Origin of the sequence: Rhodococcus (subgen. Prescottella) equi, from assembly GCF_003013675.1 — a bacterium.
GTDB classification, from domain to species: Bacteria; Actinomycetota; Actinomycetes; order Mycobacteriales; family Mycobacteriaceae; genus Prescottella; species Prescottella equi.
Genome location: NZ_CP027793.1, coordinates 5,202,977 through 5,216,496, shown reverse-complemented (window position 1 = coordinate 5,216,496; position 13,520 = coordinate 5,202,977). Strand labels below are relative to the sequence as shown.

Genomic DNA, 13,520 nt, shown 5'->3' with positions numbered 1-13,520 from the left:
GAGAGAGCGGGCCCGGTGGCCCTAGGGTCGGACGTCGTGGGCATCTTTCGGAAGTCGTACGGAACGGTCGACGTGCACAGGGCGCAGAGCCTCGTCGAAGAGGGCGCGGTCCTGCTGGACGTGCGATCACGTCCGGAGTGGGACACCGGCCACGTGCCGGGTGCCACGCACCTGCCGCTGCACGAGGTGGTCGATCACGGCATCGACGTGGTCGGCGGGCGACCCGTCGTCGTGATCTGCCGCTCCGGCGGGCGATCGGCGAACGCGGCACGTCAGTTGTCCCGGCTGGGAGCCGAGACCTACCTGGTGCGCGGCGGGTTCGACGCCTGGCGCCGCGCCGGCCTCGCGATCACCACTCCGGACTGACCGCCACGTCACACGAGGAGTACACGAACATGGCACTGCCGAAGCATTCCGGTTGGACCGTCGAACGCATCGTCCCGCTGCTGGGCGGGTCCGTGGTGGGCACGAGCCTGCTGCTCGGCCGCAAGCACTCACCGAAATGGCGGGGGCTGACTGCCTTCGCGTCCGCGAACCTCGTGCTCTACGGGATCGTCGGCTGGTGCCCGATGAGCCTGCTCCTGCAGAAGCTGGGTGTGCCGCGCGGGGCGACCTGCCCGGTGCCCGCGACGCGTGCGGACAGCGCGCAGGGGTAGTCCCATCCGGAGCGGTATCGCGTTGTGCCCGGTAACGATTCGGTGTCGGTGACGCGCTCGCCGAGAGGTCAGCGCGTTCCGGCCCGGCGACGCCGGTGGACAGCGCCCCGACTTCCCCGATTTCTCCGTGATGACCGGTTAGCCTCCCTCGTGAAGATCACCTAGCCGCCGCCCGAGCACGCCTCCCCCCACAGTGTTTGCGGCCGTGCCGGTGGCGGCGCGGACTGCGCACGAAGGGGATCCATGAACGCTCGGCGATTGGCTGCCGCATTGGCGACGACGATCGGGACGGTGCTGCTGGCAGCGCCTGCCGTCCCGGTCGCCGCCGCTCCGCCCGCTCGAATGGCAGTTCCGCAGCCGCCACCGGGTGGGGCGGTCGTCACGGTCAAGACCGGTGGTGATCGCGCCGGTGACGGCTCGCTTGTACCGCTCCCCGGCGTGACGCTCGGTCTGTACCCGACGGAGTCCGACGCCGTCCCGGCGCTCGAGTGCGTGTCCGACGGCGACGGCGACTGCAACTTCGTCGTCGAGGACGCGTCGAATCTCATCGGGACACGGCCCTTCGTCAAGCAGATCGCGGCTCCCGGTGGGTGGTTCGTGAATCCGAGCCTGCGGACCGGCCCCGGCAGCGGGAGCGGATCCGTCGATTCGCCCTACGTCTTCCAGACTCCGACTCTCGAGGCCGGATCGACCTACTCGTCACAGTCCGACTTCATGTTCAGCTCCACACTCGGCTCCAATTACACGGCCTCCAACGGCGTCTGGCAGAACTCCCGCGTCAATCCGCCACTGCCGTCGCGATGTGGACTGGACATCGCCGTCGTCCTCGATCTCTCCGCCTCCGTCGGGGCGACGAATCTGCCCATCCTCAAGTCCGCTACGGACCAGCTCGTCGACGCCTTCGTCGGCACGCCGAGCCGGATGGCCGTGTTCGGGTTCGCGCGCTACTCGCCGAACCAGAACGCCACAACCAACGAAATCTATCCGAACCACCCTGAGCTGCAGTCGGTCTCGACGCAGGCCGGAGCGGACGAATTCAAATCGCAGTACGCGGACTGGGGGCTGGGCAGCGGCACCAACTGGGACCAGGCGCTGTACCGGGTCGCCACCTCGGGCGTCCACTACGACGCCACAATCGTCCTCACCGACGGCAACCCCACCCGCTGGGGCCTGCAGGGGCCGCCGGTCACCCCGTCCGGCGACGGGTCGAACACGCATTTGGCGGACGTCGAGGAGGCGATCTTCTCGGCCAACCTCCTGAAGAAGAACGAGACGAGGGTCGTCTCGTTCGGTATCGGTAGAGGCGTCAGCGGCGTCTCGGGCCTCAATCTGGCCGCGATATCCGGACAGACGGCGTACGACGGCACCAACGTCGTCGATGCCGACTACTTCCAGATCCCGAACTTCGAGGGTGCGGGCGAAACGCTGAGGGAGTTCGCGACCGCGAGTTGTACGGGGTCGGTATCGGTGGTCAAGGAGGTGGTGCCGGCCGGTGGTGACCTCACCGACGCGGTTCCGGCCCCGGGCTGGGAATTCGATGCCGCGGGAGCGGACGGAGTCACGGTCGACCCGCCCGCTGCGACGACCGACGAGACAGGTGGAGTTTCGTTCGAGGTCGGCTTTCCTCAGGGACAGACCTCGGGCGGCGTCACCGTCACGGAGACGCAGAAACCGGACTACACGCTGGTCACTCAGGACGGGCTCAACGCATCCTGTGTCGACCGCGTCACCGGCGACCCTGTGGCGGTGACGAATTCGGGTGAAACCGGGTTCGACATCACTGTTGACTTCGATTCGGCCGTCACCTGCACCGTCTACAACCGGGCCCCCGCCGTCGAAGTGACCGTCGACAAGGAGTGGATCGTCGACGGCGTCACGTACCGCGAGGGCAGCCAGCCCGACGGTCTCGACGCGACGCTCACCCTGTCCGGACCCGGCGGCGCACCGCTGACGGAGCAGTCGTGGGGCGTCCCTCGCGGCGGCTACGACCTCGGCGAAGCGATCCAGTTCGACGAGACGACGACGATCGCCGACGAGGCCTGTGTGCTCGACGACTCCCGCGTGACCGAGCGGAACGGCACAGCTGTCGACGCCGACCTGCCCTATTCGGACGATCTCGCCGGGCTGTCGAACACCTACCTGGTGACGAACACGGTCTCGTGTGAGGCAGCGCCGCCCGGCGGCTCGCTGGGATCTCTCGGGGTCGGGTCGCTCGGATCTCTCGGGGTCGGTTCCCTCGGGTCGCTCGGCGTGGGCTCCCTCGGTTCGCTGGAAGGCGGTTCGCTGGACGTGGGCTCGCTCGGCGCAGGCTCCGTCGGTTCGCTCGGTTCGCTGGGCTCCCTCGGTGCTCTCGGCTCCGCAGGCTCCGCCGGACCGGTGATCCCTCCCGTGCCGCCGGCCCCGCCGGGGCCTGCTCCGACCCCGACTCCGCCGCCGTCGACCAGCACTCCGCCGCCGCCCGGCACGTCGACTCCCACCCCCACACCAGCACCGCCCTCGAGCGGCCCGCGTCCGAATGCGATCGACGGCGGCGCAGCCGAACGGCACACCGTCCGCAACCTCGGCATCACCGCGGCCGGGCTGGTTCTGCTCGGACTGGCGGGGGCTGGTGCGGTGGCCATCGCACGTAGGAGGTCGTCCTGACCGATGAACGTCCGACCGGGCGCCCGCCCGCGAGATCCGCGGGTGGGCGCCTCGCGGCCGCCGCACTGATCGCCGCGGTCGTCGTGGCCGGCGGATGGATGGCGGTCGTCGGTCTCCATCGGACGGAGGATGCCTCCGCGGTGCCGCCCGGCGTCGGCGCGTCACGCTCGGTGGGAGCGGTACCGAGCGGTGCGCCGCTGACGACGCCCGTCACCCTGTCTCTCGATCCGGTCGGCGTCCAGGCGCGGATCCTCGACGCCACCGTGCCGAACGGTGTACTCACCCCGCCGAACGACGTCCGCGACGTCGGGATCTGGCTCGACGGAGCACCCCTGGACGCGGTCGCGGGGACGACGCTGATCGTCGGGCACGTCAATCTGGTGGGCCAGGGCAATGGCGCGCTGTTCGAACTGGGAACCATCGAGCCGGGCGAGGTGATCCGCACCTCCGATGCGGGCGGCACGACCACTGCGTGGCGGGTGACGGCGGTGGCGACCCGACCCAAGTCGGACGGCATCGAGGAGAGCGTGCTGGCGGGCACGGACGGACCGCGCAGATTGGCCGTCGTCACCTGTGGCGGCGAACTGCAGTTCGACAACGGTGTGGGCGACTACTCGGACAACGTGTACCTGTATGCGGAGCCTCTGGTCTGACGCGACTGTCGGAACGCCACGCGGACCGACCGATCACGGTTCGTACCTCCCGTCGGCGCGCCGACGGTGAGATGATGGCCCGGTGGCGCACTCGGACGAACCTGAGGACCGCACGGCATCGGCGCAACCGGTGGTGCGGCCGGGCACCCTACTGCTGTCCTCGACGGAACTCTTCGAGCCCACGTTCCGTCGCACGGTCGTGTACATGCTCGAACACAACGACGCCGGCAGCCTCGGTGTGGTCCTGAACCGGCCGAGTGAGACCTCCGTGCAGGAGGTGCTCCCGCAGTGGGCGCCGCTCGCGGCCGCGCCGCAGGCGCTCTACATCGGCGGCCCGGTCACCCGGGACGCCGCGCTGTGCCTGGCGACCGTCCGCGCCGGCGTCGACGTCAGCGGGGTGCCGGGACTGCGCCGGATCGACGGCCGTGTGGTGATGGTCGACCTCGACGCCGACCCCGAACCGATCGCCGCGGTGATCGACGGGCTGCGCGTCTTCGCCGGCTACGCCGGGTGGACCATCGGCCAGCTCGACGCCGAGATCGACAACGACGACTGGATCGTGCTGTCCGCGTTGGCGTCCGACGTGATCAGCCCGCCGCGTGTGGACGTGTGGGGTCAGGTGCTGCGCCGCCAGCCGATGCCGCTGGCGCTGCTCGCGACGCACCCCATCGACGTCGACCTGAACTGACTGCGCGACTACTCGACGAGCGCCCGGCGCACGGCGTCGATCGCGAGTGATCGCGCGACGACGGTGGCCCGGCAGTCCCGCAGGCTGTCGAGCATCAGGAAGTCGTGCACCATGCCCTCGACGCGGACGGCGGTGACATCGACGCCCGCGGCCCGCAGCTTCGCGGCGTACGCCTCGCCCTCGTCGCGCAGGACGTCGGCCTCGTCGGTGATCACCAGCGTCGTCGGCAGCGCGGCCAGCCGCTCCTCCGACGCGCGCAGCGGGGATGCGTACACGTCGCCGCGCTGCTCCGGATCCGGAATGTACTGATCCCAGAACCATTTCATGCCGTCGCGGGTGAGGTAGTAGCCGTCGGCGAACTGCAGATACGACGCCGTGTCGAAGTTCGCGTCGGTCACCGGGTACAGCAGCACCTGCGCGCGCAGATCCACGTCGCCGCGTTCGGCGGCCATCAGCGCCAGCACCGTCGCCATGTTCCCGCCCACCGAATCCCCGCACACCGCGAGGCGGGACGTGTCGAGCCCGTACTCGCGGCCCTGTTTCGCGACCCACTGCGCAACCGCGTAGTTCTGCTCGATCTGGACGGGGTACTTCGCCTCGGGTGCCCGGTCGTACACCGGGAAGACGACGGCGACGCCGGCACCGACGGCGAGCTCGCGGACCAGGCGATCGTGGGTGTGCTCGTCACCGAACACCCAACCGGCACCGTGGATGTAGATCAGGACAGGCAGGTCACCGGACCCCTCCACCGGGCGCACGATCCGGGTACGGACCGTGCCGCGTTCGCCGGCGTCGACGTTCACCCACTGTTCCTCGACGAGCGGTTTCGGAACACCCTCCCCGGCCTGCAGATCGGCGAGGATCGCGCGTCCCTGTTCGGGCGGAACCTCGTAGATTCGCGGGTGGGGTGCGGTCGCGTCGGCGAGTTCCTGTGCGGCTGATTCGAGTACGGGATCGGGTGGATCGGGCAGTGCGGACATGGTGGGCTCCTTCGTCCGTCTCTGGGCGGGCCTGTCTCAGTGTGCGAAGTGCTTCGCCTTCGAGTGGATGGCTACCCCGTCCTGGCTCAGGTAGTCGAGGACCGTGCGGATGTCGTCGAACAGCAGACGCGCGAGGTCGGCGCTGAAGCCCTCGCGGACCACGACGCGGAGCACCGCGACGTCGGTGGCGTTCGCGGGCATCGTGTACGCGGGCACCTGCCACCCGCGGGCGCGCAGCTCGTGGGAGATGTCGAAGACGGTGAAGTCCTGTTCGCCGGTGAGTTCGAACGCGAGCACCGGGATGTCCGATCCGTCGCTGATGACGCGGAAGTTCCCGTCGTCGGCGAGCTTGCCGCTCAACCACATCGCGGTGCTGCGCAGCGATTTCATGATGTTGTGATAGCCGGATCGGCCCAGGCGCAGGAAGTTGTAGTACTGACCCACGATCTGGTTGCCGGGCCGCGAGAAGTTGAGGGTGAACGTCGGCATGTCGCCGCCGAGGTAGTTCACCCTGAACACGAGTTCCTCCGGCAGATGCTCACTGTCGCGCCAGATCACGAACCCGATACCCGGGTAGGTCAGCCCGAACTTGTGACCGCTCACGTTGATCGACACGACCCGAGGAATCCGGAAGTCCCACTCCAACTCCGGATTCAGGAAGGGTACGACGAATCCGCCGCTGGCCGCGTCGACGTGCAGCGGGACGTCGGGCCCGCCGCCCGCCGCGACGGCGTCGAGGGCCTCCGCGATCTCCTTCACCGGTTCCAGTTCGCCGGTGTAGGTGGTGCCGAAGATCGCGACGACGCCGATGGTGTTCTCGTCCACCGCCTCCGTCACCTGTTCGGGCGTGATCACGTAGCGCCCGGGTTCCATCGGCAGGTACACCGGCTCGACGTCGAAGTAGCGGCAGAACTTCTCCCACACCACCTGGACGTTGCTGCCCATCACGAGTTTCGGCCTGGACGCGTCGAGGCCGGCCTTCTCGCGGGCCTGTCGCCACCGCCACTTCATCGCCAGGCCGCCGAGCATGACGGCCTCGCTGGAGCCGATCGTGGAGACGCCGGTGGCCGACGCGGGATCGTCGTCGACCAGGTCGGGGGCGTTGAAGAGGGCAGCGACCATGTTGACGCAGCGCTGTTCGATCGCCGACGTGGCCGGATACTCGTCCTTGTCGATGAGGTTCTTGTCGAACGTCTCGGCCATGAGGGTGCCCGCCTCGGGGTCCATCCATGTCGTGACGAACGTCGCGAGGTTCAGGCGCGAGCTGCCGTCGAGCATCAGTTCGTCGTGGATGAAGCGGTAGGCCGCGCGCGGGTCCATGTCGTCGTCGGGCAACCGCAGCGCGGGAACCGGATTCGTCGCGATGCGGCCCGTGTAGGCGGGCATGATGACGTCGCGGGACTCGTGGTTGTGATGGTGATGGTGGTGGTTGTTGCTCACGCTCGCCTCCGATGGGACTGCGGCTACCTCGGACACACCTGACCTGTCCCCATTGAACCCCAGGAGCGACGCCGGTGTGGGCGAACGCGAGTGCGGTCAGGCGGTGACCGGGTCCGGGTCGGTCCGCTTCGCGTAGTGCTGGGCCAGTGCCGCGCAGACGATCAGCTGGATCTGGTGGAAGATCATCAACGGCAGCACGATCAGTCCCACGGGCTGCCCGGCGAACAGCACCGACGCCATCGGCAGGCCCGTCGCGAGGCTCTTCTTGGAGCCGCAGAAGATGATGACGATCCGGTCGGGCAGCGAGAACCCGAGCTTTCTGCCGGCAAACGCGGTCGCCCCCAGCACGACCGCGAGGATGCCGCAGCAGACCGCCACCACCGCCGCGACCTCGAGCACCGTCACGGTGCTCCAGATGTGTTCGTTCATCGACTCGCTGAACGCCGAGAACACGACGAGCAGGATCGACCCGCGGTCGACGAGCTTGGTCGGTTCCGCGTACTTCTTCAGCCAGTCGATGACGAGCGGGCGGATGAGCTGGCCGACCATGAACGGCAGCAGCAACTGCAACACGATGTCGAGCACCGACGAGAAGTCGACGGTGGCCTCACCGGTGGTGTTCATCAACAGGATCACCAGCAGCGGCGTGACGAAGACACCCAGCAGGTTCGAGAACGACGCGCTCACGATCGCGCCCGCGACGTTGCCCCGCGCGATCGATGTGAACGCGATCGACGACTGCACCGTGGACGGCACCAGACACAGGTACAGGATGCCGGTGTACATCTCGTCGGTGATGACCGTCGGCACCAGGATCCGCAGCGCCAAGCCGATGAGCGGGAACAGCACGAACGTCGCGGCGAACACCACCGAGTGCAGGCGCCAGTGCTTGAGTCCCTGCAGCGCCTCGGCGGGCGACAGGCGCGCGCCGTAGAGCAGGAACAGGAAGCCGATCGCGATCTTGGTGGCCCAGTCGAGGACGGTCTGTCCGCCGCCGGATACGGGGAACAGGCTCCCGAGGATCGCCACCGCGACGATGGCGAGAATGAATCCATCGATGTAGAACCTGCTCAGAAACTTCACCGGTCAACGGTATCTTTCCCGAACTTGATCATGAAAGCCGTTCACCCCGTTAACTGCGATCGTATTTCGTGATAAGCAGGACCGATGTTCGATCCGGTGCTCCTCAGGACGTTCCTCGCCGTCGAGCAGGCGGGCGGGTTCACCGCCGCCGCGCGCCAGCTGGGTCTGCGGCAGTCGACGGTGAGCGGGCACATCGCACGGCTCGAGAAGGCCGCGGGACGGCACCTCCTCAGCCGCGACACCCACACCGTGGAGCTCACCGCGGACGGCACGGCGATGGTGGGCTTCGCGCGGTCGATCCTCGATGCGCAGGATCGCGCCGCCCGCTACTTCGAGGGCTCGACGCTCACCGGACGGCTGCGGTTCGGGGCGGCCGAGGACCTCGTCGCCAAGGGGCTGCCGCAGATCCTCCGCGATTTCCGGCGCACCCATCCGCTCGTCGACCTGCAGCTCACCGTCGGGCTCAGTCGCGCCGTGCACGCGCAGTTGCGGGCCGGCGACCTGGACCTCGCGTTCGTGATGCGACGGCCCGGCGAGCCGCACGGCGACCTGGTGTGGCGGGACCGGCTGGTGTGGGGTGGCACGGCCGAGGCGGAATGGGACCCGGCGACGCCGGTGCCGCTCGTCGCGTACCCGCCGCCGAGTATCACCCGTGCGTGCGCGCTCGGAGCTCTCGAAGCGGCGCGGTTGCCCAGCCGCATCACGTGCCTGGCGAACAGCCGCGCCGGACTGCGAGCGGCTGTCCTGGCCGGGCTGGGGTTCATCGTGCACGCGCAGTCGCTGTTGCCGACCGAGTTGCGGCCCGTCGGCGAGAGCCTGGGCCTGCCGGACCCGGGCGATGTCGAGTTCGTGTTGCTGAGCCGCGCGAGCACCCCCAGCGAGCCCGAGGTGGCGCTGATGGAGGCGATCCGGGCGTCGGCGCTGTGAGGGCTGTGAGGTACTAGGACCGAGCCAGGCGCCGGTCCGCGAGGGTGTTGAGCGCCCCGGCGATCTCCTCGGCGCGCGGGGTGGTGACGGTGAGCCGGTCCCCGCACGCGAAGGTGATCACGACGGCGGGCCCGGTGCGGGTGACGACGCCGCAGTTGCCGCGCGCCTTCACCTTGATGCCCCAGCCGCCGAAGTCCTGGAACGGGCGGATCTCGTCGACCCGAGCGCCGAGCACCTCGTCGGTGCCGTACTCGATCGCCGTCATACCCAGGTTCCGGACGCGGATGCCGTCGGCGTCGACGACGAGCCGGAACTGCAGCAGGGTGACGGCGAGCAACACCACCGGCAGATACACGCCCAGCGGCCACCATGCGCCCGCGAACCAGCAGACCAGGACCGCGGGTGCGGCGAGGACGAGAGCGGTCGCGGCGAGTCCGCCCGCGGTCATTCCGACCTCGTCGGCGATCGGCAGTTCGACGGCGCCGCGGGGCAGCGCGGCGGCCGGCGCCTCGGTGGCGGGGGTGCGGGTCCGGTAGTCACGCAGAAGCGACGCGCCGATCAGGCCCACGACCGTGCCGGCGACCAGGCCCAGCACGATCAGGCCGGCGGACATCTCGGCGTCGGAGCCGTCGGTGAGATCGAGCTGCCCGAGGATCATCGAGAACTCGGCGGCCACGATCACCCCGACCACCGCCGAGCCGATCAGGAGCATCGTCCGGCGCGTCACCAGGCGTGCCTGCGCCAGCGTGGCAACGGCGCTGCAGCCGCCGCCGACGAGCAGCACGATCGCCGCCATCGACCAGGCACTCGCGGAAGGCGTCATGAACCCGTCGGGCGAGTCACCGGACCAGTGGGTGGCGATCTGCGCGGGCAGACGGGATGCGAGGGCGTACGTCGTGACGACGCCGGCCGCTGCGGCCAGCACCGGAACGACGATTCCGAAGACGGCCCCTGCGGGGTCGATGACACGCGGGCCGGGTGTGGGTGTGGTCACACCCCGGATTCAACCAGTCAGGCCGGTTCGCACGCGCCCTTGAGGCTGCATGCGCCGCACGAGGTGCCGCAGCCACTGGTCTCGGGCAGCGCCCCGGCGGCCTTGGATCCGAGGGTGCCGCCGGCCGCGATCGTGAACAGGGCCGCGACGAGCGCCACGATCACCGCGACGATCGGGAGCACGCCGTCGAGCAGGACGGCGGCGAGGCCACCGATCACCAGGACACCCGCCGCGGCCAGCATCGTGGGGGCGGCAACCTTGTTGGCCAGCGCAAACGTCTCTTCGTCGCGCAACGATTGGGGGGTGCGGACGCCGAACCATCGGTTACGTTCGAGCCGACCGGTCAGTCCGGCGACTCCGATGGCGCCGAGCGCGAGAGCGGCGATGAACAGCACGACAGCGACGATGACCACGCATCCACGATAGAGCCTGGTGGAGCGGGCCGGGGTTCCTGGGTGTTCCTGGCTGTCCTCGGGGTCCGCCGACGCTTTACCCTGGTTGACGGTATTCCCGTCATCCAAGTAGATAGCGACCACAGTGACCGAGCCAGTTCAGCAAGCCGCATCCCCCGACGACTCGACGCCGCAGCACCGCTACACCGCGGAGCTCGCCGGCCGGATCGAGAAGCGCTGGCAGGACCTGTGGAGCGAGCGCGGGACCTTCGACGCCCCCAACCCGGTGGGGCCGCTGGCGCCGACGGACGGGTCCCCGGTTCCCGCGGACAAGCTGTTCGTGCAGGACATGTTCCCGTACCCGTCGGGTGCGGGTCTGCACGTGGGCCACCCGCTCGGGTACATCGCCACCGACGTCTTCGCGCGGTACCACCGCATGCAGGGGCGCAACGTCCTGCACACCCTCGGTTACGACGCGTTCGGTCTGCCGGCCGAGCAGTACGCGGTGCAGACGGGCACGCATCCGCGCACCACGACCGAGGCGAACATCGCGAACATGCAGCGTCAGTTGCGTCGTCTGGGCCTGGGCCACGACGAGCGCCGCTCGATCGCGACGACGGACGTCGACTTCTACCACTGGACGCAGTGGATCTTCCTGCAGATCTACAACGCCTGGTACGACACCGCGCAGGGCAAGGCCCGGCCCATCTCCGAGCTCGAGGCCGAGTTCGCCTCGGGTGAGCGCACTCTCGAAGACGGCCGCGACTGGTCGTCGCTGGACGCTGTGGAGCGTAGCAAGGTCCTGGACTCGTACCGCCTTGTCTACCATTCGGATTCGATGGTCAACTGGTGCCCCGGACTGGGCACCGTGCTGGCCAACGAGGAGGTCACGGCGGACGGCCGCAGCGAGCGCGGCAACTTCCCGGTGTTCCGGAAGCACCTGCAGCAGTGGATGATGCGCATCACCGCGTACTCCGACCGCCTGGTCGACGACCTCGAGCACCTGGACTGGCCGGAGAAGGTCAAGTCCATGCAGCGCAACTGGATCGGGCGCTCGCACGGTGCCCAGGTGAAGTTCGATTCGAACGGCCACGACATCGAGGTGTTCACCACGCGTCCGGACACGCTGTTCGGTGCCACCTACGTGACGCTGGCCCCCGAGCACGACCTGGTCGACCGGCTGGTGGCAGCGGAGTGGCCCGAGGGCGTCGATCCCCGGTGGACCGGTGGGGCCGCCACGCCGGCCGAGGCCGTCGCTGCGTACCGCGCGTCGATCGCGGCCAAGACCGACCTCGAGCGCCAGGAGAACAAGGAGAAGACCGGCGTCTTCCTCGGCGTCTACGCCGTGAACCCGGTCAACGGGCACAAGCTGCCGGTGTTCATCGCCGACTACGTGCTCACCGGCTACGGCACCGGCGCGATCATGGCCGTGCCCGGCCACGACCAGCGCGACTGGGAGTTCGCGACCGCCTTCGGTCTCGACATCGTCGAGGTCATCAAGGGCGGTGACCTGTCCGAGGCCGCGTTCACCGGTGACGGACCGTTGGTCAACAGCGACTACCTGGACGGCCTCGACGTGGCCGACGCCAAGAAGGCCGTCATCGCACGGCTCGAGGCCGACGGCGTCGGCACCGGCACCATTCAGTACAAGCTGCGCGACTGGCTGTTCGCGCGCCAGCGCTACTGGGGCGAGCCGTTCCCGATCGTGTACGACGCCGACGGTGTCGCGCACCCGCTGCCGGAATCGGCTCTGCCCGTGGAACTTCCGGAGGTCGAGGACTACGCGCCAGTGTCGTTCGATCCGGACGATGCCAGCTCCGAGCCCTCTCCCCCGCTGGCCAAGGCCACCGACTGGGTGAACGTCGAGCTCGATCTCGGCGACGGCCTCAAGGACTACCGCCGCGACACCAACGTGATGCCGCAGTGGGCGGGCAGCTCGTGGTACCAGCTGCGCTACATCGACCCCACCAACAGCGAGCAGTTCGTCGCGCCCGAGAACGAGGCCTACTGGACCGGTCCGCGCCCGGACATCCACGGTCCGGGCGATCCCGGCGGCGTCGACCTGTACGTCGGCGGCGTCGAGCACGCCGTGCTGCACCTGCTGTACTCGCGGTTCTGGCACAAGGTGCTGTTCGACCTGGGCTACGTCAGCTCCAGCGAGCCGTACCGCCGCCTGTACAACCAGGGCTACATCCAGGCGTACGCGTACACCGACGACCGCGGCGTCTACGTCCCGGCCGCCGAGGTGACCGAGAAGGACGGCAAGTTCTTCTACCAGGGCGCCGAGGTCAAGCGCGAATACGGAAAGATGGGCAAGAGCCTCAAGAATTCCGTTGCGCCCGACCAGATCTGCGACGAGTTCGGCGCCGACACCCTGCGCGTCTACGAGATGGCGATGGGTCCGCTGGACACTTCGCGTCCCTGGGCGACCAAGGACGTCATCGGCGCGCACCGCTTCCTGCAGCGTGCGTGGCGCGTCGTCGTCGACGAGGAGACCGGTGACCTGCGCGTCACCGACGCGGAGCCGTCCGAGGACACGCTGCGTGCCCTCAACAAGACGATCGCCGGCGTCGCCGAGGACTACGCGGCGCTGCGCGACAACACCGCGGTCGCGAAGCTGATCGAGTACACCAACCACCTCACCAAGGAGTACCCGGCCGGTGCGCCGCGGTCCGTGGTGGAGCCGCTGGCGCTGATGCTCGGCCCGATCGCCCCGCACCTCGCGGAGGAGCTGTGGTCGCGCCTGGGCCACACCGAGTCGCTCGCGCACGGCCCGTTCCCCACCGCCGACGAGAAGTGGCTGGTGGAGGACACCGTCGAGTACCCGATCCAGGTCAACGGCAAGGTCCGCAGCCGCATCAACGTCGCCGCCGACGCGGCCCGCGAGGACATCGAGAAGATCGCCCTCGCGGACGAGAAGATCGTTGCGCTGCTGGACGGCAACGATCCCCGCAAGGTGATCGTCGTGCCCGGCAAGATGGTCAATATCGTCCTCTAGGCGCTTCGCACCCGTGCGCCTTTCCGGTAGTTCCAGCTACCAAAAAGGCGCACGGGTGGCGCAGCC

12 protein-coding genes are annotated in these 13,520 nt (G+C 68.9%); 7 read left to right on the top strand and 5 right to left on the bottom strand.

What is annotated here, in order from left to right; translation table 11 throughout:
- Positions 1-36: 36 nt before the first annotated feature.
- The 5 genes from C7H75_RS24195 to C7H75_RS24175 all read left to right on the top strand — a co-directional run bounded on the left by C7H75_RS24195 (position 37) and on the right by C7H75_RS24175 (position 4,640).
- A complete protein-coding gene (locus tag C7H75_RS24195) occupies positions 37-366 on the top strand; it encodes a rhodanese-like domain-containing protein (protein WP_081121858.1) in 330 nt (109 codons plus the stop codon).
- 29 nt (positions 367-395) lie between these two features.
- Positions 396-656, top strand: a complete 261-nt coding sequence (locus C7H75_RS24190) for a YgaP family membrane protein (RefSeq protein WP_005516673.1) — start codon at positions 396-398, stop codon at positions 654-656.
- A 243-nt stretch (positions 657-899) separates the two neighbouring features.
- Positions 900-3,299, top strand: a complete 2,400-nt coding sequence (locus tag C7H75_RS24185; protein ID WP_106851957.1) for a vWA domain-containing protein — start codon at positions 900-902, stop codon at positions 3,297-3,299.
- A gap of 98 nt (positions 3,300-3,397) precedes the next feature.
- A complete protein-coding gene (locus C7H75_RS24180) occupies positions 3,398-3,952 on the top strand; it encodes a class F sortase (protein ID WP_087587296.1) in 555 nt (184 codons plus the stop codon).
- A gap of 82 nt (positions 3,953-4,034) precedes the next feature.
- Positions 4,035-4,640, top strand: a complete 606-nt coding sequence (locus C7H75_RS24175; protein ID WP_005516678.1) for a YqgE/AlgH family protein — start codon at positions 4,035-4,037, stop codon at positions 4,638-4,640.
- Between the two features lie 8 nt (positions 4,641-4,648).
- Here the strand turns inward: C7H75_RS24175 and C7H75_RS24170 are convergent, their stop codons facing one another.
- The 3 genes from C7H75_RS24170 to C7H75_RS24160 form a co-directional block, all read right to left on the bottom strand.
- Positions 4,649-5,620 carry an alpha/beta hydrolase gene (locus tag C7H75_RS24170; RefSeq protein WP_005516680.1) on the bottom strand — a complete coding sequence of 324 codons (972 nt, stop codon included), beginning with the start codon at positions 5,618-5,620 and terminating at the stop codon, positions 4,649-4,651.
- A 36-nt stretch (positions 5,621-5,656) separates the two neighbouring features.
- The gene (gad, locus tag C7H75_RS24165; RefSeq protein WP_044991521.1) at positions 5,657-7,006 is read right to left on the bottom strand and encodes a glutamate decarboxylase; all 1,350 of its coding nucleotides are present in this window, start codon (positions 7,004-7,006) and stop codon (positions 5,657-5,659) included.
- Between the two features lie 150 nt (positions 7,007-7,156).
- Positions 7,157-8,143 carry a bile acid:sodium symporter family protein gene (locus C7H75_RS24160; RefSeq protein WP_005516682.1) on the bottom strand — a complete coding sequence of 329 codons (987 nt, stop codon included), beginning with the start codon at positions 8,141-8,143 and terminating at the stop codon, positions 7,157-7,159.
- Positions 8,144-8,227: 84 nt separating this feature from the next.
- Between C7H75_RS24160 and C7H75_RS24155 the strand changes: the two genes are divergently transcribed.
- Positions 8,228-9,070 (top strand): LysR substrate-binding domain-containing protein, encoded by an 843-nt coding sequence (locus C7H75_RS24155; RefSeq protein ID WP_005516683.1) that lies wholly within the window; start codon positions 8,228-8,230, stop codon positions 9,068-9,070.
- A 13-nt stretch (positions 9,071-9,083) separates the two neighbouring features.
- On the opposite strand, the gene C7H75_RS24150 is transcribed toward C7H75_RS24155, so the two are convergent.
- Complete coding sequence (locus C7H75_RS24150; RefSeq protein WP_084968873.1) at positions 9,084-10,064, bottom strand: DUF1648 domain-containing protein; 981 nt, start codon at positions 10,062-10,064, stop codon at positions 9,084-9,086.
- Between the two features lie 17 nt (positions 10,065-10,081).
- A complete protein-coding gene (locus C7H75_RS24145; RefSeq protein WP_013417673.1) occupies positions 10,082-10,477 on the bottom strand; it encodes an SdpI family protein in 396 nt (131 codons plus the stop codon).
- Positions 10,478-10,601: 124 nt separating this feature from the next.
- Between C7H75_RS24145 and leuS the strand changes: the two genes are divergently transcribed.
- The gene (leuS, locus tag C7H75_RS24140) at positions 10,602-13,454 is read left to right on the top strand and encodes a leucine--tRNA ligase (protein ID WP_106851956.1); all 2,853 of its coding nucleotides are present in this window, start codon (positions 10,602-10,604) and stop codon (positions 13,452-13,454) included.
- The last annotated feature ends 66 nt before the right edge of the window (positions 13,455-13,520 follow it).